The organism is Streptomyces griseus (assembly GCF_900460065.1).
Classification (GTDB): Bacteria; Actinomycetota; Actinomycetes; order Streptomycetales; family Streptomycetaceae; genus Streptomyces; species Streptomyces griseus.
In genome coordinates this window covers 69,696-92,223 of sequence record NZ_UAVD01000008.1, presented here as the reverse complement: position 1 = coordinate 92,223, position 22,528 = coordinate 69,696, and the positions used below count along the sequence as shown (strand labels likewise).

Annotated in this window: 26 protein-coding genes and 5 tRNA genes; 24 read left to right on the top strand and 7 right to left on the bottom strand. The window is 71.1% G+C overall.

Annotated elements, in window-relative coordinates; all coding sequences use genetic code 11:
• The first annotated feature begins 69 nt into the window (after positions 1-69).
• From DTB53_RS04895 to DTB53_RS04875, 5 genes are all read left to right on the top strand, one after another.
• A tRNA-Gln gene (locus DTB53_RS04895) sits at positions 70-141 on the top strand.
• Positions 142-179: 38 nt separating this feature from the next.
• Positions 180-252 (top strand) — tRNA-Glu (locus DTB53_RS04890).
• Between the two features lie 62 nt (positions 253-314).
• A tRNA-Glu gene (locus DTB53_RS04885) sits at positions 315-387 on the top strand.
• A 12-nt stretch (positions 388-399) separates the two neighbouring features.
• A tRNA-Gln gene (locus tag DTB53_RS04880) sits at positions 400-471 on the top strand.
• A 20-nt stretch (positions 472-491) separates the two neighbouring features.
• Positions 492-564, top strand: a tRNA-Glu gene (locus DTB53_RS04875).
• 188 nt (positions 565-752) lie between these two features.
• On the opposite strand, the gene ndgR is transcribed toward DTB53_RS04875, so the two are convergent.
• Positions 753-1,469: an IclR family transcriptional regulator NdgR gene (ndgR, locus tag DTB53_RS04870; protein ID WP_003966003.1), complete on the bottom strand. Its 717-nt coding sequence runs from the start codon at positions 1,467-1,469 to the stop codon at positions 753-755.
• Between the two features lie 174 nt (positions 1,470-1,643).
• On the opposite strand from ndgR, the gene leuC reads away from it, so the two are divergent.
• From leuC to DTB53_RS04850, 4 genes are all read left to right on the top strand, one after another.
• Positions 1,644-3,071 (top strand): 3-isopropylmalate dehydratase large subunit, encoded by a 1,428-nt coding sequence (leuC, locus tag DTB53_RS04865; RefSeq protein ID WP_003966002.1) that lies wholly within the window; start codon positions 1,644-1,646, stop codon positions 3,069-3,071.
• A gap of 2 nt (positions 3,072-3,073) precedes the next feature.
• Entirely contained in the window at positions 3,074-3,667 is a 594-nt protein-coding gene (leuD, locus tag DTB53_RS04860; RefSeq protein WP_003966001.1) for a 3-isopropylmalate dehydratase small subunit, read from the top strand.
• Between the two features lie 104 nt (positions 3,668-3,771).
• On the top strand, positions 3,772-3,999 hold the full coding sequence (locus tag DTB53_RS04855) for an SCO5555 family protein (RefSeq protein ID WP_003966000.1): 228 nt from the start codon (positions 3,772-3,774) through the stop codon (positions 3,997-3,999).
• A 142-nt stretch (positions 4,000-4,141) separates the two neighbouring features.
• Positions 4,142-4,816 carry an HU family DNA-binding protein gene (locus DTB53_RS04850; protein WP_003965999.1) on the top strand — a complete coding sequence of 225 codons (675 nt, stop codon included), beginning with the start codon at positions 4,142-4,144 and terminating at the stop codon, positions 4,814-4,816.
• Between the two features lie 104 nt (positions 4,817-4,920).
• On the opposite strand, the gene DTB53_RS36780 is transcribed toward DTB53_RS04850, so the two are convergent.
• The gene (locus DTB53_RS36780) at positions 4,921-5,124 is read right to left on the bottom strand and encodes a hypothetical protein (RefSeq protein ID WP_003965998.1); all 204 of its coding nucleotides are present in this window, start codon (positions 5,122-5,124) and stop codon (positions 4,921-4,923) included.
• Between the two features lie 10 nt (positions 5,125-5,134).
• Positions 5,135-5,821: a 2-phospho-L-lactate guanylyltransferase gene (cofC, locus tag DTB53_RS04845; protein WP_003965997.1), complete on the bottom strand. Its 687-nt coding sequence runs from the start codon at positions 5,819-5,821 to the stop codon at positions 5,135-5,137.
• Between the two features lie 147 nt (positions 5,822-5,968).
• Here cofC and DTB53_RS04840 point away from each other — a divergent pair, with 147 nt between their 5' ends.
• Genes DTB53_RS04840 through DTB53_RS04830 form a run of 3 tightly spaced genes read left to right on the top strand, consistent with a single transcriptional unit; the run spans position 5,969 to position 8,938 of the window.
• Complete coding sequence (locus DTB53_RS04840; RefSeq protein WP_012378866.1) at positions 5,969-6,721, top strand: lysophospholipid acyltransferase family protein; 753 nt, start codon at positions 5,969-5,971, stop codon at positions 6,719-6,721.
• Positions 6,718-7,728: an NAD(P)H-dependent glycerol-3-phosphate dehydrogenase gene (locus DTB53_RS04835; protein ID WP_012378865.1), complete on the top strand. Its 1,011-nt coding sequence runs from the start codon at positions 6,718-6,720 to the stop codon at positions 7,726-7,728. Before DTB53_RS04840 ends, DTB53_RS04835 begins: the two co-directional genes overlap by 4 nt.
• Positions 7,729-7,762: 34 nt before the next feature.
• Positions 7,763-8,938 carry a D-alanine--D-alanine ligase family protein gene (locus tag DTB53_RS04830; RefSeq protein WP_003965994.1) on the top strand — a complete coding sequence of 392 codons (1,176 nt, stop codon included), beginning with the start codon at positions 7,763-7,765 and terminating at the stop codon, positions 8,936-8,938.
• Positions 8,939-8,957: 19 nt separating this feature from the next.
• On the opposite strand, the gene DTB53_RS04825 is transcribed toward DTB53_RS04830, so the two are convergent.
• On the bottom strand, positions 8,958-9,413 hold the full coding sequence (locus DTB53_RS04825; protein ID WP_003965993.1) for a DUF3515 domain-containing protein: 456 nt from the start codon (positions 9,411-9,413) through the stop codon (positions 8,958-8,960).
• A gap of 53 nt (positions 9,414-9,466) precedes the next feature.
• Positions 9,467-9,700 (bottom strand): Lrp/AsnC ligand binding domain-containing protein, encoded by a 234-nt coding sequence (locus tag DTB53_RS04820; RefSeq protein ID WP_003965992.1) that lies wholly within the window; start codon positions 9,698-9,700, stop codon positions 9,467-9,469.
• Positions 9,701-9,919: 219 nt separating this feature from the next.
• Here DTB53_RS04820 and DTB53_RS04815 point away from each other — a divergent pair, with 219 nt between their 5' ends.
• Both DTB53_RS04815 and thiD read left to right on the top strand, forming a co-directional pair.
• Positions 9,920-10,900: a thiamine-phosphate kinase gene (locus DTB53_RS04815; RefSeq protein WP_003965991.1), complete on the top strand. Its 981-nt coding sequence runs from the start codon at positions 9,920-9,922 to the stop codon at positions 10,898-10,900.
• A 17-nt stretch (positions 10,901-10,917) separates the two neighbouring features.
• Positions 10,918-11,742: a bifunctional hydroxymethylpyrimidine kinase/phosphomethylpyrimidine kinase gene (thiD, locus tag DTB53_RS04810; RefSeq protein ID WP_042496000.1), complete on the top strand. Its 825-nt coding sequence runs from the start codon at positions 10,918-10,920 to the stop codon at positions 11,740-11,742.
• Positions 11,743-11,816: 74 nt separating this feature from the next.
• Here thiD and rpmB read toward each other — a convergent pair whose 3' ends face one another.
• The gene (gene rpmB, locus DTB53_RS04805) at positions 11,817-12,002 is read right to left on the bottom strand and encodes a 50S ribosomal protein L28 (RefSeq protein ID WP_003965989.1); all 186 of its coding nucleotides are present in this window, start codon (positions 12,000-12,002) and stop codon (positions 11,817-11,819) included.
• Positions 12,003-12,257: 255 nt separating this feature from the next.
• On the opposite strand from rpmB, the gene DTB53_RS04800 reads away from it, so the two are divergent.
• The 9 genes from DTB53_RS04800 (at position 12,258) to mutM (ending at position 21,623) form a co-directional block, all read left to right on the top strand.
• The gene (locus DTB53_RS04800) at positions 12,258-13,985 is read left to right on the top strand and encodes a DAK2 domain-containing protein (RefSeq protein WP_012378862.1); all 1,728 of its coding nucleotides are present in this window, start codon (positions 12,258-12,260) and stop codon (positions 13,983-13,985) included.
• Between the two features lie 49 nt (positions 13,986-14,034).
• Positions 14,035-16,239 (top strand): ATP-dependent DNA helicase RecG, encoded by a 2,205-nt coding sequence (gene recG / locus DTB53_RS04795; RefSeq protein ID WP_012378861.1) that lies wholly within the window; start codon positions 14,035-14,037, stop codon positions 16,237-16,239.
• Between the two features lie 224 nt (positions 16,240-16,463).
• Positions 16,464-17,048: a 16S rRNA (guanine(966)-N(2))-methyltransferase RsmD gene (gene rsmD, locus DTB53_RS04790; RefSeq protein ID WP_012378860.1), complete on the top strand. Its 585-nt coding sequence runs from the start codon at positions 16,464-16,466 to the stop codon at positions 17,046-17,048.
• A 26-nt stretch (positions 17,049-17,074) separates the two neighbouring features.
• On the top strand, positions 17,075-17,554 hold the full coding sequence (gene coaD, locus DTB53_RS04785) for a pantetheine-phosphate adenylyltransferase (RefSeq protein WP_007448181.1): 480 nt from the start codon (positions 17,075-17,077) through the stop codon (positions 17,552-17,554).
• A 116-nt stretch (positions 17,555-17,670) separates the two neighbouring features.
• Positions 17,671-18,789 (top strand): F0F1 ATP synthase subunit B, encoded by a 1,119-nt coding sequence (locus tag DTB53_RS04780; protein ID WP_012378859.1) that lies wholly within the window; start codon positions 17,671-17,673, stop codon positions 18,787-18,789.
• A 160-nt stretch (positions 18,790-18,949) separates the two neighbouring features.
• Positions 18,950-19,621: a YceD family protein gene (locus DTB53_RS04775; RefSeq protein WP_003965983.1), complete on the top strand. Its 672-nt coding sequence runs from the start codon at positions 18,950-18,952 to the stop codon at positions 19,619-19,621.
• Positions 19,622-19,623: 2 nt separating this feature from the next.
• Entirely contained in the window at positions 19,624-19,797 is a 174-nt protein-coding gene (gene rpmF, locus DTB53_RS04770) for a 50S ribosomal protein L32 (protein WP_003965982.1), read from the top strand.
• Positions 19,798-19,816: 19 nt separating this feature from the next.
• Positions 19,817-20,641, top strand: coding sequence for a ribonuclease III (rnc, locus tag DTB53_RS04765; RefSeq protein ID WP_012378858.1), 825 nt, complete (start codon positions 19,817-19,819; stop codon positions 20,639-20,641).
• 121 nt (positions 20,642-20,762) lie between these two features.
• The gene (mutM, locus tag DTB53_RS04760) at positions 20,763-21,623 is read left to right on the top strand and encodes a bifunctional DNA-formamidopyrimidine glycosylase/DNA-(apurinic or apyrimidinic site) lyase (RefSeq protein ID WP_012378857.1); all 861 of its coding nucleotides are present in this window, start codon (positions 20,763-20,765) and stop codon (positions 21,621-21,623) included.
• On the opposite strand, the gene DTB53_RS04755 is transcribed toward mutM, so the two are convergent.
• Entirely contained in the window at positions 21,596-21,982 is a 387-nt protein-coding gene (locus tag DTB53_RS04755; RefSeq protein ID WP_012378856.1) for a winged helix-turn-helix transcriptional regulator, read from the bottom strand. The genes mutM and DTB53_RS04755 overlap by 28 nt on opposite strands.
• Before the next feature lie 156 nt (positions 21,983-22,138).
• On the opposite strand from DTB53_RS04755, the gene DTB53_RS04750 reads away from it, so the two are divergent.
• Positions 22,139-22,477: a hypothetical protein gene (locus DTB53_RS04750; RefSeq protein ID WP_106431760.1), complete on the top strand. Its 339-nt coding sequence runs from the start codon at positions 22,139-22,141 to the stop codon at positions 22,475-22,477.
• The last annotated feature ends 51 nt before the right edge of the window (positions 22,478-22,528 follow it).

Below are 22,528 nucleotides of genomic sequence, written 5' to 3'. Positions count from 1 at the left end.
GAGCGGGCCGAAAGATCCGGCCGGGAAGCGCAGACAGAGATGAAGCCCCCACCAGGGGTTGCATTTCAGTGGGCTATGGTGTAATTGGCAACACTACGGTTTCTGGTACCGTCATTCTAGGTTCGAGTCCTGGTAGCCCAGCGCAAGACCAAGCAGTACGAGCACGATCAGCAGGACAAGCCCCCGTTGTGTAGCGGCCTAGCACGCTGCCCTCTCACGGCAGTAGCGCCGGTTCGAATCCGGTCGGGGGTACAGATCCTTCCCGCGAGAACATCATGGGTCGCACCCATCGCTCTCGATGCAGGATCGCTAGGGCCCCCGTTGTGTAGCGGCCTAGCACGCTGCCCTCTCACGGCAGTAGCGCCGGTTCGAATCCGGTCGGGGGTACTTGTCACACCATGGGCTATGGTGTAATTGGCAACACTACGGTTTCTGGTACCGTCATTCTAGGTTCGAGTCCTGGTAGCCCAGCGCAAGTCAGCAGTAAACGCGCCCCCGTTGTGTAGCGGCCTAGCACGCTGCCCTCTCACGGCAGTAGCGCCGGTTCGAATCCGGTCGGGGGTACAACAGAGCAGTACGGGAAGGCCCTTCGCTTCGGCGGAGGGCCTTCGCGCTTCTCCGGGGCCGGCCGCCCCGCGCCAAGTCGCCCGTCCGGCACCGTGGTTGGCGCCCACCGGGGAAAGGAAAAGGGCCGCCACGACGCTGGGGCGGCCTTCGGGAAGTCCGGTCAGGGGGAAGAGTGGTGTGCGGCGTCAGCCCGTGCGGCGCAGGGCCTCGCTCAGCCGCGCCGCCGAGTCGATGACCGCCTGGGCGTGCATCCGGCCCGGGTGACGGGTCAGCCGCTCGATCGGCCCGGAGACCGAGACCGCGGCGACCACCCGGTTCGACGGACCGCGCACCGGCGCCGAGACCGAGGCGACCCCCGGCTCCCGCTCGCCGATCGACTGGGCCCAGCCCCGCCGCCGTACGCCGGAGAGCGCCGTCGCCGTGAACCTGGCGCCCTGGAGCCCCCGGTGCAGGCGCTCCGGCTCCTCCCAGGCCATCAGGATCTGGGCGGAGGAACCCGCCTTCATCGTGAGGGTCGAGCCGACCGGCACCGTGTCCCGGAGCCCCGACAGCCGCTCCGCCGCCGCCACGCAGATGCGCATGTCGCCCTGCCGGCGGTAGAGCTGCGCGCTCTCGCCGGTGATGTCGCGCAGGTGGGTGAGCACCGGTCCGGCCGTGGCCAGCAGGCGGTCCTCGCCCGCCGCGGCTGCCAGTTCCGACAGCCGGGGGCCGAGAATGAACCGGCCCTGCATGTCCCTCGCCACCATCCGGTGGTGTTCCAGTGCCACGGCCAGTCGGTGGGCCGTGGGCCGTGCGAGCCCGGTCGCCGCGACCAGCCCGGCGAGGGTGGCCGGACCGGACTCCAGGGCGCTCAATACCAGAGCTGCCTTGTCGAGAACGCCGACGCCGCTAGAGTTGTCCATACGACGATACTCCCGTCTCACTCTGTGAAACGCAAGTTCAATTTCCGGCGGAAGTTGCGAACCTGTGGGGGCGGCCGCACAACGGCTCGTAGCCACCGCCCCGCACGGGGGTCCGGACGGAGGCACACCGAATCTCTAGTTGGGCCGGCGAAGACGCCGGCCGGAGGGAAAGCGATGGGTAGGACACTCGCGGAGAAGGTCTGGGACGACCATGTCGTCCGGCGCGCGGAGGGCGAGCCCGACCTTCTCTTCATCGATCTGCACCTGCTGCACGAGGTGACCAGCCCGCAGGCCTTCGACGGGCTGCGCCAGGCCGGACGCCCGGTACGACGCCTCGACCTCACCATCGCCACCGAGGACCACAACACCCCGACCCTCGACATCGACAAGCCGATCGCCGACCCGGTCTCCCGCGCCCAGCTGGAGACCCTGCGCAAGAACTGCGCGGACTTCGGCGTCCGGCTGCACCCGCTGGGCGACGTCGAGCAGGGCGTGGTGCACGTGGTCGGCCCGCAGCTGGGGCTGACCCAGCCCGGCACCACCGTGGTCTGCGGCGACTCCCACACCTCCACGCACGGCGCGTTCGGCGCGCTGGCGTTCGGCATCGGCACCAGCCAGGTGGAGCACGTCCTCGCCACCCAGACGCTGCCGCTGGCCCGTCCGAAGACCATGGCCATCACGGTCGAGGGCGAACTGCCCGACGAGGTCACCGCGAAGGACCTGATCCTGGCGATCATCGCCCGGATCGGCACCGGCGGCGGCCAGGGCTACATCCTCGAATACCGCGGCTCCGCCATCGAGAAGCTCTCGATGGAGGCCCGGATGACCATCTGCAACATGTCGATCGAGGCCGGCGCCCGCGCGGGCATGATCGCCCCGGACGCCACCACCTTCGACTACCTGGAGGGCCGCGACCACGCCCCCCGGGGCGAGGACTGGGACGCCGCCGTCGCGTACTGGAAGACCTTGCGCTCCGACGACGACGCCGTGTTCGACGCCGAGGTCGTCATCGACGCCGCCGAACTGGCCCCGTTCGTCACCTGGGGCACCAACCCCGGCCAGGGCGCCCCCCTGTCGGCCAACGTCCCCGACCCGGCTTCGTACGAGGACGCCTCGGAGCGCTTCGCTGCCGAAAAGGCCCTGGAGTACATGGGGTTGACCGCCGGACAGGCGCTGCGCGACATCAACGTCGACACCGTCTTCGTAGGTTCGTGCACCAACGGCCGCATCGAGGACCTGCGCAACGCGGCCGCCGTCCTGGACGGCCGCAAAGTCGCCGACGGCGTACGGATGCTGATCGTCCCCGGCTCCGTCCGGGTGGCGCTCCAGGCCGTCGCCGAGGGCCTGGACAAGGTCTTCACCGAGGCCGGCGCCGAATGGCGGCACGCGGGTTGCTCGATGTGCCTGGGCATGAACCCCGACCAGCTGGCCCCCGGCGAGCGCTCCGCCTCCACCTCGAACCGCAACTTCGAGGGCCGGCAGGGCAAGGGCGGCCGCACCCATCTGGTCTCGCCCCAGGTCGCCGCCGCCACCGCCGTGCTGGGCCATCTGGCCTCGCCCGCCGACCTGTCCGACACCCGTACCCCCGCCGGAGTCCGATAGCCATGGAAGCCTTCACCACGCACACCGGCCGAGCCGTTCCGCTGCGCCGCAGCAACGTCGACACGGACCAGATCATCCCCGCCCACTGGCTGAAGAAGGTCACCCGCGACGGGTTCGAGGACGGCCTCTTCGAAGCCTGGCGCAAGGACGAGAACTTCGTCCTCAACCGCCCCGAGCGCCAGGGCGCCTCGGTCCTGGTCGCCGGCCCCGACTTCGGTACCGGCTCCTCCCGCGAACACGCGGTCTGGGCCCTCCAGAACTACGGCTTCAAGGCCGTGATCTCCTCCCGCTTCGCCGACATCTTCCGCGGCAACTCGCTGAAGAACGGGCTGCTCACCGTGGTCCTGGAGCAGAGCGTCGTCGACGCGCTCTGGGAGCTGTCGGAGGCCGACCCGACCGCCGAGGTGACGGTCGACCTGGAGGCGCGCCAGGTCCGGGCCGAGGGCATCACCGCCGACTTCGAGCTCGACGAGAACGCCCGCTGGCGCCTGCTCAACGGGCTCGACGACATCAGCCTCACCCTTCAGAACGAAGCGGACATCGCCGCGTACGAGGCGGCCAGGCCCGCCTTCAAGCCGCGTACCATTGCGGCCTGAGCAGCGCTTTTCCAGGACTGCGCCCCCTGCCTCCCGGCAGGGGGCGCAGTCGCTTGTTGAGACCCCGTCGGGCGACAACTCGCCCCAGATGGCACAATCGGTGCATGGAACGCGACAGCCAACTCAAGCTCTATGGCCACGTCGCCGACCGATTGAAGGAAGCGCACGCGAAGGTGCGTGCACTGCAAGTCCCGGAGAGCGTACGGATGGCGCTGACCCGGAAGCTGCTGGTCGTCACGGCCGCGGCGAAGCACGATCTCCCGGACGCGGCAAGGCGTCTGGACCGGATGATGAAGGACCTCGATGAGGGCCGATTCCCCGAAGGTGACTGACACGTGGAACTGCGCATCGGTCGACTTCGTTGCGGCACTAGGGTGATTAGCCCGTTTCGTGTTTGATTTGCGGTATATATCTGCCTAACGTGCGAAAAAGCTTGAACACTTTCGTTCTGGCAATGTCTCCGAAGGGGAAGACGTGAACAAGGCGCAGCTCGTAGAAGCGATTGCCGACAAGGTCGGCGGCCGTCAGCAGGCCGCGGACGCCGTCGACGCGGTGCTCGACGCGATCGTCCGTGCGGTTGTCGCCGGGGACCGTGTCTCGGTCACCGGCTTCGGCTCGTTCGAGAAGGTCGACCGTCCCGCCCGGTACGCCCGCAACCCGCAGACGGGTGAGCGCGTCCGGGTCAAGAAGACCTCGGTGCCCCGCTTCCGCGCGGGCCAGGGGTTCAAGGACCTGGTGAGCGGCTCGAAGAAGCTCCCCAAGAACGACGTGGCCGTCAAGAAGGCCCCCAAGGGCAGCCTCTCGGGCGGATCCTCCGCCGCCCGTACGACGGTGAAGGCCGCCGCCGCCAAGAAGTCGGCCGCCAAGAAGGCCACCGCGAAGAAGACCACCGCCAAGAAGGCGACTCCGGCGAAGAAGACCACCGCCGCGGCCAAGAAGGTCACCGCGAAGAAGACGACCGCGACGGCGAAGAAGGCGTCCGCGGCCGCGAAGAAGGCGACCCCGGCCAAGAAGACCGCGACGGCCGCCAAGAAGACCGTCGCCAGCAAGACCGCGCCCGCCAAGAAGACCACGGCGAAGAAGGCGCCCGCGAAGAAGACCACGGCGCGCAAGACCACGGCCAAGAAGGCCACCGCACGCAAGAAGTGAGACCGGGCACTCGCTCGATCGTCACAACGCGCCGGGCCGGGCTCCCCTCCGGGGGAGCCCGGCCCGCGGGCTTTCCGGGCCCCGTTCGGCCCAGCGGACCGCCACTAGAACGTCTGCAACGTCACCAGGGTGATCCGCAGGTCCGCTCCCGAACCCTCACCCTCGATCCGCACCCGCTGACCCGGACGCAGCAGCAGCAGACCGCCCGCGTCGAAGGCCGGGGCGTCGAAGTCCACGGGGGTGCCGTCGTCCAGCAGCACGCTGCCGCCGCGGGTCTCGGGGTCGTACGTGTACGAGGTCGCCTGCATGGGCGGCAGCCTATCGGTCGCAGGACAAGGCGGCCGCTGCCGCGATCCGCGCCGTGTGCGCCCCCACCCCCAGGGCCAGGGCCACCCGCAGGTCCTCTCCCGTGTCCACGTCCCGGCGCACCGAGTCCACGCCGGACAGCGCTATTTCCACCGCACCGGACGCCAGGTGCCGGGCCCCGGACGGACCACCGAAAGCCGGACGGAATTCCGCACCGCCCGCCGCGGCCAGAAATGTGGTTCCGATTCCCGCCGCGTCCCGGAGAAAAGCGCTGGGAAAAGCGGAGGCAAAATCGAGCACCCGCGCCAATTCGGCGGTGCGCAGTGCCGGCAGATCGGCGTTGAGCGCGGCCACCGCGGCGGCGGGCCGCAAGGCCCGCACGGAGCGCGCGCCGTACGCGAGCGCGGCGTTGAGCCCGGCCCCCGGAGCGTCCGGCACGACCCGCGCCCCGAGCGCGGAAAGAGCCGCCGCGGCCACGGCGTCGTCCGTGACGACCACCACATCCCGCACCGGAGGGCAGGCCAGCGCCGCGGCCACCGTGTCCTGGGCGAACGCCAGGGCCAGCCGGGGCCGAGCATCCTCGCCCGCCGCCCGCCCCAGGCGGCTCTTGGCCCGTGCGAGCGGCTTCAGCGGAACGACCAGGGACCAGGGCCCGGCCGGATCGGTGTTCGTGGCGATCTCCCCCTCCGTACGCGTCAGCGCCTATTCTCGCCTGCCGGTACGACAACCTGGAGGTCCGCTCCCGAACGTGAGGCGTACGGTGTTCTCGACAGAGCAGGGGCCTGGGGCGAGACTTGACCGTCAGTAGCCAGGCTGCAGGTCGAAATTCCTAAGGAAGGTGTCCGAGTGTCCCGCCGCAGAATCGGCTTCTGGTACCGCCTGGCGGCGGTCATCGCCAAGCCGCCATTGGTGGTTCTGTTCAAGCGCGACTGGCGGGGGATGGAACACATTCCGGCCGACGGCGGATTCATCACCGCGGTCAACCACAACTCCTATCTGGACCCGCTCTCCTACGGCCACTTCCAGTACAACACCGGGCGGGTGCCGCGGCTCCTGGCGAAGGCAGCCCTCTTCCGCACCCCGTTCGTCGGGATGATGCTGCGCGGCACCGGCCAGATCCCCGTCTACCGCGAGACCACCAACGCCCTGGACGCCTTCCGGGCCGCCGTGGACGCCATCGAGCGCGGCGAGTGCGTCGCCTTCTACCCCGAGGGCACCCTCACCCGGGACCCCGACATGTGGCCGATGGCCGGCAAGACCGGGGCCGCCCGGGTCGCCCTGATGACCAAGGCGCCCGTCATCCCCGTCGCCCAGTGGGGCGCCAACCTCGCGATGCCGCCGTACGCCAAGGAGAACAAGTTCCGGCTGTTCCCCCGCAAGACACTCCAGGTGCAGGCGGGACCGCCCGTCGACCTCAGCCGCTTCCACGCTCTGGAGCCGACCCCCGAGGTGCTCCGCGAGGTGACCGAGGTCATCATGGCGGCGGTCACCCGCGAGCTGGAGGACCTGCGCGGCGAGAAGGCGCCCGCCGAGCTCTACGATCACCGCAAAGCCCGTGCTGAGCAACGGCGCAGGGCTCAGGGAAAGGGACCCACGTGACGCACCCCGTAAAAGCGGCCGTCTTCGGAACCGGCTCATGGGGTACGGCCTTCGCCGTGATCCTCGCCGACGCCGGCTGCGAGGTCACCCTCTGGGGCCGACGCGCCGAGGTCGCCGAGGCCATCAACACCACGCACACCAACCCGGACTACCTCCCGGGCATCGCGCTCCCCGACTCCGTCCGTGCCACCACCGACGCCGCCGAGGCCCTGCGGGGCGCGGATTTCGCGTTCCTCGTCGTGCCCTCCCAGACGCTGCGGGCCAACCTCGCCGACTGGGCCCCGCACCTGGAGCCGGACACCGTCCTGGTCTCCCTGATGAAGGGCGTCGAGCTGGGCACCGCCGAGCTGATGAGCGAGGTGATCGCCGACGTCGCCAAGGTCCCCGCAGACCGCATCGCCGTCGTGTCGGGACCCAACCTCGCCAAGGAGATCGCCGAGCGACGCCCGGCCGCGGCCGTCGTCGCCTGCGCCGACGAGTCCGTCGCCCAGCGCCTCCAGGCCGCCTGCCACACCTCGTACTTCCGGCCGTACACCAACACCGACGTGGTCGGCTGCGAGCTCGGCGGCGCCGTCAAGAACGTCATCGGCCTCGCCGTCGGCATCGCGGACGGCATGGGCCTCGGCGACAACACCAAGGGCTCCCTCATCACCCGGGGCCTCGCCGAGACCACCCGACTGGGTCTGGCCATGGGCGCGGACCCGTTGACGTTCTCCGGACTCGCGGGCCTGGGCGACCTGGTGGCCACCTGCTCCTCGCCGCTCTCGCGCAACCACACCTTCGGCACCAACCTCGGCCGCGGCATGACCCTCCAGGAGACGATCGCCGTCACCAAGCAGACCGCCGAAGGCGTCAAGTCCTGCGAATCGGTCCTCGACCTGGCCCGCCGGCACGGGGTCGACATGCCCATCACCGAGACCGTCGTCTCCATCGTCCACGAGGGCAAGTCCCCGGTCGTCGCCGTCAAGGAGCTGATGTCGCGGAGCGCCAAGCCCGAGCGACGCTGACGTACCCCTTACCAGCAGGTACGCTCATCGCGATATGAGCAGCGAGAACCTCCCCCAGAGCCCTGAGCGCGCCGAGAGCCCGCAGGCGCCGCGCCGCAAGCCCCGCGTGGCTGTCGTGTTCGGCGGCCGCAGCTCCGAACACGGCATCTCGGTCGTCACGGCCGGCGCCGTCATGAGGGCCATCGACCGGACCACGTACGACGTCCTGCCGATCGGCATCACGACGGACGGCCGCTGGGCCCTCACCGCCGACGAGCCCGAACGCATGGCCATCACCGACCGCAAGGTCCCCGACGTGGACCGGCTCACCGAGTCCGCCGAGGGCAGCGTGGTGCTCTCCGTCGATCCGGGCAGCCGCGAGGTCGTCTACACCGAGCCGGGCTCGGTGCCCAAGGCGCTGGGCGAGGTCGACGTCGTCTTCCCCGTCCTGCACGGTCCGTACGGGGAGGACGGCACCCTCCAGGGGCTCCTCGAACTCTCCGGGGTGCCCTACGTCGGCGCGGGTGTCCTCGCCTCCGCCGTCGGCCAGGACAAGGAGTACATGAAGCGCGTCTTCCTCTCCTTCGGGCTGCCGGTCGGGCCCTACGAGGTCGTCCGCCCCCGCGAGTGGGACAACGACCCCGCCGCCGCCCGCGAGCGGATCGTGGACTTCGCCGGCGAGCACGGCTGGCCGCTGTTCATCAAGCCCGCCCGGGGCGGCTCCTCGATGGGCATCACCAAGGTCGACTCCGTCGAAGGACTCGACGCGGCGATCGAGGAGGCCCGCCGCCACGACCCGAAGTTCCTCGTCGAGTCGCTGCTGCGCGGCCGGGAGATCGAGTGCGGCGTGCTGGAGTTCGAGGACGGCCCGCGCGCCAGCGTGCCCGCCGAGATCCCGCCGGTCACCTCGCACGACTTCTACGACTTCGAGGCCAAGTACATCGACTCGGCCGCCGGGCTCGTGCCCGCACCGCTCACCGAGGAGCAGACCGCCGAGGTGCGGCGCCTCGCCGTCGCGGCCTTCGACGCGGTCTCCTGCGAGGGACTGGTGCGCGCCGACTTCTTCCTCACGGAGGACGGCACCTTCGTCATCAACGAGATCAACACCCTGCCGGGCTTCACCCCGATCTCCATGTACCCGCGCATGTGGCAGGAGAGCGGCGTCGACTACCCGGAGCTGGTCGACCGGCTGATCCAGGCCGCGTTGAGCCGCTCCACCGGACTGCGCTGACGAAGCCGGCGGCCGGCCCTCAGAACTTGCTCGGTACCGTCTTCGAGACCGGGCCGGCGAACGAGGCCAGCGGCGTGATGTCGTGGGCGTACGTCGAGTCCAGCGTGACCTCGACGTACGCCTTGCGGTACGTGGTGGTGAACCGCGGACCGGAGTCCTCGGGCTCCTCCAGCATCCACTGCACTCCGTCCGCCTCGACGCCCTGCGACTGGGGGTCGTCCATCTTGGCGGGCCGGGGGACCCCGCAGCGCAGTACGATCGCCCCGTCCCCCCAGCCGGCGGTCAGCTCCGAATCCGGCGAGGGGTCGCTGCGTTCCAGTTCGAGGACGGTCTCCGGCAGTGCCTCGTGCAGGGCTCCGCAGTACGCTGCGGCCTCCGAGGACGGCGTGGGAACCGTGATCGAGGGCTGCGCGTCGCTGAGGGAGCAGCCCGCCGCGGCCAGCACGAGCAGGACGGCGGACGGACCGAGGAACATCGAGCGGGGGGAACGGCGGGCGGATGACGTCACCGGCCCAGCCTAGACGGGGGTCAGAGGTGGACGACCGGGCAGGTCAGGGTCCGTGTGATGCCGTCCACCTGCTGCACCTTGGCGACCACCATGCGGCCGAGCTCGTCGACCGTGTCCGCTTGGGCCCGCACGATCACGTCGTACGGACCGGTGACGTCCTCTGCCTGGATCACTCCCGGAATCTTGGAAATGGTGTCGGCGACGATCGACGCCTTGCCCACTTCGGTCTGGATGAGGATGTACGCCTGTACCACGGAACCTCCAGGGCGGCCACGAGGATCATGTGGGGGAAAGGGACGCCACGTTATCGCGTTGCCGCGGGCCACGGGGAGACCTACGGGCCGGATGACGTCCCGAGCGTGGCGTACAGGGCGCAGAAGTTGACGTATGTCTTGACGGTACCGACAGCACAGACGGCTCGCGACCGGGGGCCCGGACGGGTGTCCGGGGCGATAAAGGAGAGGTGAGACTCGGTGAAGGGAACCGTGGGCGAGTTGGGGGAGTTCGGGCTCATCAGAGAGCTCACGTCCCGGCTCACCACCACTCCGGCGGTACGGCTGGGGCCCGGCGACGACGCCGCGGTCGTGGCCGCCCCCGACCGCAGGGTCGTGGCCAGTACGGACATCCTGCTGGAAGGCCGGCACTTCCGGCGCGACTGGTCGACGGCGTACGACGTCGGCCGCAAGGCCGCCGCCCAGAACCTCGCCGACATCGCGGCCATGGGCGCCGTGCCCACCGCGCTGCTCCTCGGCCTCGTCGTCCCCGCCGACCTCCCCGTCACCTGGGCCGCGGAGCTGATGGACGGGCTGCGCGACGAGTGCCAGGTGGCGGGCGCCGCCGTGGTCGGCGGCGATGTGGTCGGCGGCGACACGATCACCGTCGCGATCACCGCCCTCGGCGACCTGCGCAACCACGAACCGGTCACCCGGTCCGGCGCCCGCCCCGGCGACGTCGTCGCGGTCACCGGCTGGCTCGGCTGGTCCGCCGCCGGATACGCGGTGCTCTCCCGCGGCTTCCGCTCGCCCCGCGCCTTCGTCGAGGCCCACCGCCGCCCCGAACCGCCGTACCACGCGGGCCCCGCCGCCGCCGGGCTCGGCGCCACCGCCATGACCGACGTCAGCGACGGCCTCGTCGCGGACCTCGGGCACATCGCGGAGGCCAGCAAGTGCCGCATCGACCTGCGCTCCGGCCTCATCGACATCCCCTCGCAGATGTCCGACATCGGCCAGGCCGTCGGCGTCGACCCGCTCCAGTGGGTGCTGACCGGGGGAGAGGACCACGCGATCGTGGCGACCTTCCCGCCGGACGTGAAACTGCCCGCCCGCTGGAAGGTGATCGGCGAGGTCCTCAACCCCTCCGCCCTGCCCCAGGTCACCGTCGACGGAGCCCCCTGGACCAGCAAGGGCGGCTGGGACCACTTCGGCTCCATCGAGGACACCCACCCGCGCGGCTGACCACTAGATTGCTGCGTATGCCCATACGTACCGCTGTACCGCCCCGTGTGCTCACCGTCGCCGGATCAGACTCCGGCGGCGGTGCGGGGATCCAGGCCGACCTGAAGACGATGCTCGCGCTCGGCGTGCACGGCATGAGCGTGCTCACCGCCGTCACCGCACAGAACTCCCTCGGCGTCCAGGGCACGTGGGAGCTTCCGGTGGACGCCGTACGCGCCCAGTACCGCAGCGTCGTCGACGACATCGGCGTCCAGGCCGTGAAGACCGGGATGCTCGCCTCCGCCGCCCTCGTCGAGACCGTCGCCGAACTCCTCGCCGGAACCGACGCCCCGGTCGTCGTCGACCCGGTCGGCGTCTCCAAGCACGGCGACGCGCTGCTCGCCGCCGAGGCCCTCGACTCCGTACGGACGAAACTGCTGCCCGTCGCCACCGTCGCCACGCCCAACCTCGACGAGGTCGCCCAGCTCACCGGGGTCACGGTCACCGACGAGAGCGGGATGCGCCGGGCCGCCGAGGAGATCCTCGCCTTCGGGCCGCGCTGGGTCGTGATCAAGGGCGGCCACCTGCCCGGCGAGGCGGTGGACCTGCTGACCGACGGGAGCGCGGAACACCGGCTGCGCGCACCCCGGCACGACAACCGCCACACCCATGGCACCGGCTGCACCCTGGCCTCGGCCATCGCCTCCGGTCTCGCCCTCGGGAAGGACGTGCCCACGGCGGTACGGGACGCGAAGACGTACGTCACCGGCGCGATCGAGGCCGGCTTCCCGCTCGGCGGCGGCATCGGTCCGGTCGACCACGGCTGGCTGACCCGACCCTCTTCGGGGCAGACCGCCACCTGAGCACAGCAAAAAGCCGGTCCACCGAGGTGGACCGGCTTTTTGGGCAACCGGCAGGCTGCGCTACGACGGGGACGTCAGCGCGCGACCTTGCCGGCCTTGATGCACGAGGTGCAGACGTTGAGCCGCTTCGGCGTCCGACCGACCACGGCACGCACGCGCTGGATGTTGGGATTCCAGCGACGGGACGTACGGCGGTGCGAGTGCGAAATGCTGTTGCCGAAGCTCGGCCCCTTGCCGCAAACGTCGCAGTTGGCAGCCACGGGTCACTCCAAAGACTTCAGATGCACTTACAGTGAAATCCGGCGCGCCGGAATCATTTGACTGAAGTGGCGGTACCGGAGGAATGGCCCGACTTTCATCGGGCAACCGGAGCAGCATACAACGCCTGCTTCGGAGATACGAAACTACCACGGGTCGGCCCCCGCCCCGCCCGCCCCCTGTCCGGCCCGGAACCCCGGCAGGCGGGCTAACCTGCGGTGCAGTCCGCCACCACGGCCGATCGAGGAGGACCATCGGTGCCGCAGCTCCCCGACGATCTGAACGCCGTCGCGGTGCGCACGTGGTGCTCACTGGCCCTGGAGGCCCTGGGCCGGGAGCGCGCGGAGATCGACGCGATCAACGTCTATCCCATCGCCGACGGGGACACCGGCACCAACCTCTACCTGACCGTCGAGTCCGCCGCCGCGGCCGTCGAAGCCGTCTTCGCCGCGCACGAGACCGGCGCCACCGCGCCCGGCACCGCCGACGCCGTACGCGCCATGGCGCACGGCGCCCTGATCGGCGCCCGCGGGAACTCCGGCACCATCCTGGCCCAGCTGCTGCGCGGCATGGCCGGGGTGCTGGTCGACGGCGGTGACGCGGCTCACCTGAGCCTCGCCCTCGCCCGCGCCGCCGACGCCGCCCGCCGGGCCGTCGCCCACCCCGTCGAGGGCACCGTGCTCACCGTCGCCACCGCCGCCGCCGAGTCCGCCGCCGAGGTCGAGGCCTCGGCGGACGGCAGCGCAGACCTGTGCGCCGTCGTGCACGCCGCCCACACCGGCGCACTCGCGGCCCTCGCGAAGACGCCCGAGCAGCTCGCCGTCCTCGGCCGGGCGGGCGTGGTCGACGCGGGGGGACGGGGGCTGGTCGCGGTCCTGGGCGCCCTGGTGGAGACCGTGACCGGGCAGGCTCCGGCGCGGAGCCCCCGCACCGGGCCCGGGAAGACGCCTGCGCCGGTGGACGGCGGCTCCGTGGTGGGCCTGCCGGTCGGCGGCACCCCGGTGGAGGGGGACGTCACCTTGGGACCCGCGGGGGCGGGGCCGCCGGACTGCCCCGAGGACGGGGGCACCGGCCCCGCGTTCGAGGTGATCTACCTCCTGGAGGCCGGTGACGAGCAGGTGGCCCTGCTGCGCACCCGGCTCGACGCCCTCGGCGACTCCCTGGTCGTGGTGGGCGGCGACGGGCTCTGGCACGTCCACGTCCACGTCGACGACGCCGGGGCGGCCGTGGAGGCGGGCGTCGAGGCAGGCCGGCCGTACCGGATCCGGATCACCCACTTCGCCACCGAGAGCGGCCACGACCTCCGCGTCCAGGCCGAACCCGCCCAACGCGCCGTCGTCGTCGTGGTCCCCGGCGACGGCCTCGCCGGGCTCTGCACCGAGGCCGGCGCCACCACCGTGATCGCCCGCCCCGGCGAACCCCCCGCCAGCGGCGAACTGGTCGACGCCATCCGCCGCGCCCACGCCCGCGAGGTGGTCCTGCTCCCCAACGACGCGGCCCTGCGCCACACCGCCGCCGCAGCCGCCGAACAGGCCAGGAGCGAGGGGGTCCGGGTCGCCCTCGTCCCCACCCGCGCCGCCGTCCAGGGCATCGCCGCCCTCGCCGTCCACGAGCCCGACCGGGGCTTCGACGAGGACGTGGTCGCCATGACCGCCGCCGCCGGAGCCACCCGCTACGCGGAACTGGCCGTCGCGGAGCGCCAGTCGTGGACCATGGCCGGCATCTGCCAGGCCGGGGACATCCTCGGCCTGATCGACGGCGACGTGGCCGTGATCGGCGCCGACGTCCCCGCCACCGCCCGCACCGTCCTCGACCGGATGCTGGCGGCGGGCGGCGAGCTGGTCACCCTCGTCCTCGGCGAGGATGTCCCCGACGCGCTGGCCGACGCGCTGGAGGAGCACGTGCGCGAGGGCCACCTCGCCGTGGACACCGTCGTCTACCGGGGCGGCCACCAGCGCGCACCGCTGCTGATCGGCGTCGAGTAGCGGACCCGCCGCCGCGCCCGCCGGACAGCTGTCAGTGCCGTGGTGTGCAATGGATCGCGTGTCCTCGTTCGATGAACCCCTCAAGAAGCTGCTCGGCGGAGCCACCGCGAAGGTGATGGCCGAACACCTCGACCTGCACACGGTCGGTGATCTGCTCCACCACTACCCGCGGCGGTACGAGGAGCGCGGCAGGCTGACCGCGCTGGCCGACCTCCCGCTGGACGAGCACGTCACGGTCGTCGCCCAGGTCGCCGACGCCCGGATCCTGATGTTCAACAACGGCCGGGGCAAACGCCTGGAGGTCACCCTCACCGACGGCAGCGGCCGCCTCCAGCTGGTCTTCTTCGGCCACGGCGTCCACAAGCCGCACAAGGAGCTGCTCCCGGGCCGGCAGGCGATGTTCGCGGGCAAGGTCTCCGTCTTCAACCGCAAGATGCAGCTGGCCCACCCCACGTACCAACTGCTCGACGCCTCCGACGCCGACGAGGCCACCGAGGCCGTGGACGCCTTCGCCGGACGGCTGCTGCCGATCTACCCCGCGTGCAAGCAGCTCGACTCCTGGCGGATCGCCAAGGCCGTGGACGCCGTCCTGCCGAGCGCCCGGGACGCGGTGGACCCGCTGCCCGCCTCCCTGCGCGAGGGCCGGGGGTTCACCTCGCTGCCCGAGGCGCTGCTGAAGGCGCACCGCCCGCAGACGAAGGCGGACATCGAGGACGCCAGGGCCCGCCTCAAGTGGGACGAGGCGTTCGTCCTCCAGGTCGCCCTGGCCCGCCGCCGGTACGCCGACACGCAACTTCCCGCCGCCGCCCGCCGCCCCGTCGCCGACGGCCTCCTCGACGCCTTCGACGCCAAGCTGCCCTTCACCCTCACCGAGGGCCAGCAGAAGGTCAGCAAGGAGATCTTCGACGACCTGGCCACCGAGCACCCGATGCACCGGCTCCTCCAGGGAGAGGTGGGCTCGGGCAAGACGATGGTGGCCCTGCGCGCCATGCTCGCCGTGGTCGACGCCGGCGGCCAGGCCGCGATGCTCGCCCCCACCGAGGTCCTCGCCCAGCAGCACCACCGCTCGATCACCGAGATGATGGGCGAGCTGGCCGAGGGCGGCATGCTGGGCGGATCGGACCATGGCACCAAGGTCGTGCTGCTCACCGGCTCCATGGGCACGGCGGCCCGGCGACAGGCCCTGCTCGACCTGGTCACCGGCGAGGCCGGGATCGTCATCGGCACCCACGCCCTCATCGAGGACAAGGTGCAGTTCCACGACCTGGGGCTGGTCGTCGTCGACGAACAGCACCGCTTCGGGGTGGAACAGCGCGACGCCCTCCGGTCGAAGGGCAAGCAGCCGCCCCACCTCCTCGTCATGACCGCCACCCCCATCCCCCGTACGGTCGCGATGACGGTCTTCGGCGACCTGGAGACCTCCGTCCTGGACCAGCTCCCGGCCGGCCGCTCCCCGATCGCCAGCCACGTCGTCCCCGCCAAGGACAAGCCCCACTTCCTCGCCCGCGCCTGGGAACGCGTCCGCGAGGAGGTCGAGAACGGCCACCAGGCGTACGTGGTCTGCCCCCGCATCGGCGACGACGCGGAGGAGGAGAAGGGCAGGGCCAAGAAGAAGGCCGCCGAGGAGGATCCGGACAAGCGCCCGCCGCTCGCCGTCCTGGAGATCGCCGACGAGCTGCGCAAGGGCGCGCTGGCCGGGCTGGGCGTCGAGGTGCTGCACGGCCGCATGCACCCCGACGAGAAGGACGACGTCATGCGCCGGTTCGCCGCCGGGGACGTCCACGTCCTCGTCGCCACCACCGTCATCGAGGTCGGCGTCAACGTCCCCAACGCCACCGCCATGGTGATCATGGACGCCGACCGGTTCGGCGTCTCCCAGCTCCACCAGCTGCGCGGCCGCGTCGGCCGCGGCTCCGCCCCGGGGCTCTGCCTGCTCGTCAGCGAGGCCCACGAGGCGAGCCCCGCCCGCGCCCGGCTCTCCGCCGTCGCCGCGACCCTCGACGGCTTCGAGCTCTCCCGGATCGACCTGGAGCAGCGCCGCGAGGGCGATGTGCTCGGCCAGGCCCAGTCCGGGGTGCGCTCCTCGCTGCGGATGCTCACCGTCATCGACGACGAGGAGGTGATCGCCGCCGCCCGCGAGGAGGCCGTCGCGATCGTCGCCGCCGACCCGGAGCTGGAGCACCTGCCGGAGCTGCGCACGGTGCTGGCCGCCCTGCTGGACAAGGACCGCGAGGAGTACCTCGACAAGGGGTGAGGACGCGGGGGAGCGTCGGACGGGCCGGGCGGGCAGGGGGGAGACCCGGACGGGCCGGTGCGGGCACGGTAGAGAGCCGGACGGGCCGGGCGGGCAGAGGAGAGCCGGACGGGCCGGTGCGGTCCGCACGCCATATCGTGGGCGTACGGCACGCGCACAGCGCGCGTACCGACCGCCGACGGCCGCGCGCGCCGTACGCCCCCGACCCCGAGGACCCGACACCCATGACCCGCGTGATCGCCGGCTCGGCCGGCGGACGCCGCCTGGCCGTCCCGCCCGGCACCGGCACCCGCCCCACCTCCGACCGTGCGCGCGAGGGCCTCTTCTCCACCTGGGAAGCGCTGCTCGGCACCCTGGACGGGGCCAGGGTCGCCGATCTCTACGCCGGATCCGGCGCCGTCGGCCTCGAAGCGCTCTCCCGCGGCGCGGTCCACGCCCTGCTCGTCGAGGCCGACCCGAAGGCGGTCCGCACCGTCCGCGACAACGTCCGCACCCTCGGTCTCCCCGGCGCCGAGGTCCGTACCGGCAAAGCCGAGCAGATCGTGACAGGACCGGCGCCCGCCGACCCGTACGACATCCTCTTCCTGGACCCGCCGTACGCCGTCACCGACGACGATCTTCGCGAGATCCTGCTCACACTCCGTGCCCAGGGGTGGCTCGCCGACGATGTGCTCGTCACCGTGGAACGCAGCACCCGGGGCGGAGAATTCGGCTGGCCCGCCGGATTCGAGCCACTGCGGTCCCGTCGCTACGGCGAGGGGACGCTTTGGTACGGTCGCGCCGCCGCTACGTGCGAAGACGCACGATGACCGGACCGGAGAGCGAGGGAATCACAGTGCGCCGCGCCGTCTGTCCGGGGTCCTTCGACCCCATCACCAACGGACATCTCGACATCATTGGCCGAGCCTCGAAGCTGTACGACGTGGTGCACGTGGCGGTGATGATCAACCAGTCCAAGAAGGGGCTGTTCACCGTGGACGAGCGGATCGAGCTGATCCGCGAGGTCACCGCCGACTTCGGCAACGTCGAGGTGGAGTCCTTCCACGGCCTGCTGGTCGACTTCTGCAAGCAGCGGGAGATCCCGGCGATCGTGAAGGGCCTGCGGGCCGTCAGCGACTTCGACTACGAGCTGCAGATGGCCCAGATGAACAACGGCCTCTCCGGCGTCGAGACGCTTTTCGTGCCGACCAACCCGACGTACAGCTTCCTGTCGTCCTCGCTGGTCAAGGAGGTGGCGACCTGGGGCGGCGACGTCTCCCACCTGCTGCCGCCGACCGTCCACGAGGCACTGGTGAAGCGGCTGGGCGAGCGCTGAGCCGCTGACGGCCCGTCACCAGGTGTCGGGCGGCGGCCGACTGGCCTTACAGTCGTCCCGTCCGTCTCCAACGGAGCAGCAGCTTCAACAGAGCAGCAGAGAGTGGCGAGCACACGGTGGACGTGCAGAAGAAGCTCGACGAGATCGTCGAAGCGGTCGGGAGCGCCCGATCCATGCCCATGTCGGCCTCGTGCGTGGTCAACCGCGCCGAGCTGCTCGCCATGCTCGAAGAGGTGCGCCAGGCCCTGCCCGGCTCCCTCGCCCAGGCGCAGGAGCTGCTCGGCGGCCATGAGCAGCTCGCCGTGCAGGCCCGGCAGGAGGCCGAGCGGATCATCGAGTCCGCCCGCACCGAGCGCGCTTCGCTGATCTCCGGGACCGAGGTCGCCCGGCAGTCGCAGAGCGAGGCCGACCGGATCCTGTCCGAGGCCCGCCGCGAGGCCGAGGAGGTCCGGGCCGAGGCCGACGACTACGTCGACAGCAAGCTCGCCAACTTCGAGGTCGTCCTCACCAAGACCATCGGTTCCGTGGACCGGGGCCGCGAGAAGCTCCTCGGCCGGGGCCACGGCCTGGACGAGCGGGGCTACGAGGACCCCGACTTCACCGAGGCCCCCGAACGCAGCGCCGACCCGGAGACCCTGAAGCAGCGGGCCGACGCGTACGTGGACGCCAAGTTCGGCGCCTTCGAGGCCGTCCTCGCGAAGACCCTGGAGGCGGTCGGCCGGGGCCGCCAGAAGCTGCACGGCCGGGTCGCCACCGACGACCTCGGCGCGCACATCGCCGCCCAGGACGCCGCGGGCGGCCAGGGGCACACCAGCGACGCCGACTACCTGGCCGGCCTCGCCGAGCTCGCCACCCCCGAACCGCGGCAGGCGCCCCAGCCGGTGCAGCAGCCGCCGCAGTACCCCGCGCAGCCGCAGGGCGAGCCGAGCTACGCGCAGGTGGCGTACGGCTACCAGGAGCAGCCGCAGCAGCCGCTCCAGCACGGCGTCCAGGACGCCTACGGCTACCAGCAGCAGCCCGATCCCTACGCCGCGTACCAGCAGCAGGGGGGCTACGACCCGAGCGGCTACCCGCCCCAGCCGACGGCCCAGCCGGACTACGGCTGGCAGCAGCCCCAGCAGCCCCAGCCCCGGGCGGACGGTCAGCAGGACGGGGGAGCGCTGGACGAGACCAGCCTCTTCGACACCAGCATGATCGACCTGGAACAGCTGCGCCGGTACGAGCAGGGCCGCTGAGCCCGGGCGGGCCGACCCGATTGGGTGCTGAGCGGTCCGTCCAGTATCCTGAATCCTCGGTCGCACACAGGTCCGCGATCTCGGCTGCCCGTTTCGTCCACGGAACGGAGACGGTTCGTCCCCGGACCGTAGACGGCCCTCCCTTCGCAGGACGACACCCATGATCTCGAAAGCAGGAAAAGCCCTGAACGGCCACCTCGACCACCGCAACCCCCTCGTGTTCGATACGCACGAGCTGGGCCGGCGTCCCGGTGCCATGAAGCGGCTGTCCCGCTCGGTGGAAGCACCCGGTTCACCGGTCCTGGGCATCGACGGCGTCATCGGCGTGCCGGAAGGCGCACCCGTGGAGCTGGACCTCCGCCTCGAATCGGTCATGGAAGGGGTGCTTGTCACAGGCACCGCCCGTGCAACCGCCGAGGGGGAGTGCGTAAGGTGTCTGGAGCCGCTGACCGTAGAGGTCGACGCGGACTTCCAGGAAATGTTCTCGTACCCTGACGCCGATGACCGGGGCCGCAGCACTGCGGCGGAACCGGCCGACGACGCCGAGGACGACGAGGACAGGTTCTTCCTCGAGGACGGCTTGTTCGACCTCGAACCCATGCTGCGTGACGCGGTAGTGCTCGCACTGCCCATGCAGCCGGTGTGCTCGGAGGACTGCGCCGGTCTGTGTTCCGAATGCGGAATCAGGCTGGACGAGAATCCGGGCCACCACCACGACGCCGTCGACATCCGTTGGGCGGCACTGCAAGGACTCGCCGAGACCGTTCAGGACGGCGAGAAGGACAACATGGGCGGCGCCGAACCGGGCGTCGACGAGAAGCAGGAGAAGTAGCCGTGGCTGTTCCGAAGCGGAAGATGTCGCGCAGCAACACGCGCCACCGCCGGTCGCAGTGGAAGGCTGCGGTCCCCACCCTGGTTTCGTGTGAGCGTTGCCAGGAGCCCAAGCTCCAGCACATCGCGTGCCCGAGCTGCGGCACCTACAACAAGCGCCAGGTCCTCGAGGTCTGAGCGGCTGGTGAGAGGCCCGATGTCTGAGTTGTCCAGCGCCAAGAAGCAGGCAGACAACGTCAACACAGCCTCGTCCCACACGCTTCTGGAAGGGCGGCTCGGGTATCACCTCGAGTCCGCCCTTCTGGTGCGTGCGCTGACCCACCGTTCGTACGCATACGAGAACGGCGGTCTGCCCACCAACGAGCGGCTCGAATTCCTCGGGGATTCGGTGCTCGGCCTGGTGGTCACGGACACGCTGTACCGCACCCACCCCGACCTGCCCGAAGGCCAGCTGGCCAAGTTGCGGGCCGCGGTGGTCAACTCGCGTGCGCTTGCGGAAGTGGGCCGCGGCCTCGAACTCGGCTCCTTCATCCGGCTCGGCCGCGGTGAAGAGGGCACGGGGGGCCGGGACAAGGCTTCCATCCTCGCCGACACACTGGAAGCAGTGATCGGCGCGGTCTATCTCGACCAGGGCCTCAGCGCGGCCTCGGAGCTGGTCCACCGGCTCTTCGACCCGCTGATCGACAGGTCCTCGAACCTCGGTGCCGGCCTGGACTGGAAGACCAGCCTCCAGGAGCTCACCGCGAGCGAGAGCCTCGGAGTCCCCGAGTACCTCGTCACGGAGACCGGTCCGGATCACGAGAAGACCTTCACTGCTGCCGCTCGCGTCGGTGGTGTCTCGTACGGCACCGGCACCGGCCGTAGCAAGAAGGAAGCGGAGCAGCAGGCGGCCGAGTCCGCCTGGCGCGAGATCAGCGCCGCCGCGGAGGCACGGCAGGCCGCGGAGAAGTCCGCTGCCGACGGAGGGGCCGCCGACACCCCTGCCGATCCGTCGCCGCACACGGACGCCGCTCCGGCCTGAAGCGAAACGGGAACCCCTCGGTGCCGAGCGCACCGGGGGGTTTTCCCCGTCCCGGGGAGTGGGCCGGGTGGCGGACCCGCTCCCGTACCCCCGCCCGTCGTCGTGTCTGGAGTAGTGCACCGTGCCTGAGCTGCCCGAGGTCGAAGTGGTCCGCCGGGGCCTGGAGCGCTGGGTGAGCGGCCGCACCGTCAGCGAGGTCGAGGTCCTGCACCCGCGTGCGGTCCGCCGGCACCTCGCGGGGGGCGTCGACTTCGCCGCCCGGCTGGCCGGAGCCCGCTTCGGGGCGGCGATGCGCCGCGGCAAGTACCTCTGGGTGCCGATCGACGAGGCGTCCGCCTCGCTGCTGGGGCACCTCGGCATGAGCGGGCAACTGCTGGTGCGGCCGGCGGACGCGCCGGACGAGAAGCACCTGCGGATCCGGATGCGGTTCGACGACGCGCTCGGCACCGAACTGCGCTTCGTCGACCAGCGCACCTTCGGCGGCCTCTCGCTGCACGCCAACACCCCTGACGGCCTGCCGGAGACCATCGCGCACATCGCCCGGGACCCCCTCGACCCCCTCTTCGACGACGCCGCGTTCCACACCGCGCTGCGGTTGCGCCGTACGACGGTCAAGCGCGCCCTGCTCGACCAGTCGCTGATCAGCGGGGTCGGCAACATCTACGCGGACGAGGCGCTCTGGCGCGCCAGGCTGCACTACGACCGGCCGACCGCGACCCTGACCCGCCCCAGGTCCGCCGAACTGCTCGGACACGCCCGCGACGTCATGAACGCGGCACTCGCCCAGGGCGGCACCAGCTTCGACAGCCTGTACGTCAACGTGAACGGCGAGTCCGGCTACTTCGACCGGTCGCTCGACGCGTACGGCCGGGAGGGCGAGCCCTGCCACCGGTGCGGCACCCCGATGCGCCGCCGCGCCTGGATGAACCGCTCCAGCTACTACTGCCCGCGCTGTCAGCGCCCGCCGCGCGCCTCGTCGTAGCGCGTCCGGGCGGCCAGCACGTCGTCCATCCGACCCTCGACGAACCGGATCAGCCCGAGCAGCTTCTCCGTGACCTCGCGCCCGAACGCGGTGAGCTCGTAGTCCACCCGGGGCGGGTTGACCGGCTGGGCCTCCCGCAGGACGAGCCCGTCCCGCTCCAGCGCGTGGAGGGTCTGGGAGAGCATCTTCTCGCTGACCCCGTCGACCCTGCGGCGCAGCTCGTTGAACCGGAGGCTCCCCTCGTACAGGGCGCCGAGCGTCAGGCTGCCCCAGCGCCCGGTGGCGTGCTCCAGCGTGGAGCGCGAGGGGCACTCCCGGGAGAAGACGTCGAACGCGAGGCGGTCCGTATCGCTGGCCATGACGACACCTTACTCTCGCGCAGTGCTCACTGCGGGAGAGCGCTGTTCGGACGAAAGCGCCCACGCCGCCCGTAGCCGCGTAGAGGTTTTCGATGTGGCCTTCTCCGGCAGGGTGCCGCGCCGTTGACTGGTGCCTCCCGACGAGGAGGTATGGACATGGTGCTGGCGAAGATCAGGCGAAAGGTCGCCGTGGCCACGGCGGTTGCCGTGAGCGGCATGACCCTGGCCGCCGTCTCCCCCGCCTCGGCGTCCGCCGCGGGGGCGGCGGTGCCGAACTGCGTCACCGCAGTGGTGATACCCGAGGTGTTCGGCCACATGGGCGTCGAGATCACCCATGCCTGTGGGACACCGCAGCGGGTGAGGGCGACCTTCCAGGTGACGTCCCCGTCGGGGCCGCAGCCCGCGTGTCACGTTCTGCAGCCGGGCCAGGAAGTGACCCAGTGGGTCAAGCCGGCCGCCCCGTTCAACACGTTCCTGGGCCTGGTCGACTGCTGACCGGCTTCGGACGCGGACAGCCCCCACGCTCCGAGCGTGGGGGCGAAGCGC

Coding starts and splice junctions, on each gene's coding strand:
- DTB53_RS04775 (WP_003965983.1), top strand. CDS start 18,950: ATGATCTCGAAAGCAGGAAAAGCCCTGAACGGCCACCTCGACCACCGC.
- DTB53_RS04755 (WP_012378856.1), bottom strand. CDS start 21,982: ATGGCCAGCGATACGGACCGCCTCGCGTTCGACGTCTTCTCCCGGGAG.
- recG (WP_012378861.1), top strand. CDS start 14,035: ATGGATCGCGTGTCCTCGTTCGATGAACCCCTCAAGAAGCTGCTCGGC.
- leuC (WP_003966002.1), top strand. CDS start 1,644: ATGGGTAGGACACTCGCGGAGAAGGTCTGGGACGACCATGTCGTCCGG.
- DTB53_RS04830 (WP_003965994.1), top strand. CDS start 7,763: ATGAGCAGCGAGAACCTCCCCCAGAGCCCTGAGCGCGCCGAGAGCCCG.
- DTB53_RS04825 (WP_003965993.1), bottom strand. CDS start 9,413: ATGTTCCTCGGTCCGTCCGCCGTCCTGCTCGTGCTGGCCGCGGCGGGC.
- ndgR (WP_003966003.1), bottom strand. CDS start 1,469: ATGGACAACTCTAGCGGCGTCGGCGTTCTCGACAAGGCAGCTCTGGTA.
- DTB53_RS04855 (WP_003966000.1), top strand. CDS start 3,772: ATGGAACGCGACAGCCAACTCAAGCTCTATGGCCACGTCGCCGACCGA.
- rsmD (WP_012378860.1), top strand. CDS start 16,464: ATGACCCGCGTGATCGCCGGCTCGGCCGGCGGACGCCGCCTGGCCGTC.
- DTB53_RS36780 (WP_003965998.1), bottom strand. CDS start 5,124: ATGCAGGCGACCTCGTACACGTACGACCCCGAGACCCGCGGCGGCAGC.
- thiD (WP_042496000.1), top strand. CDS start 10,918: ATGCCCATACGTACCGCTGTACCGCCCCGTGTGCTCACCGTCGCCGGA.
- leuD (WP_003966001.1), top strand. CDS start 3,074: ATGGAAGCCTTCACCACGCACACCGGCCGAGCCGTTCCGCTGCGCCGC.
- DTB53_RS04750 (WP_106431760.1), top strand. CDS start 22,139: ATGGTGCTGGCGAAGATCAGGCGAAAGGTCGCCGTGGCCACGGCGGTT.
- rnc (WP_012378858.1), top strand. CDS start 19,817: ATGTCTGAGTTGTCCAGCGCCAAGAAGCAGGCAGACAACGTCAACACA.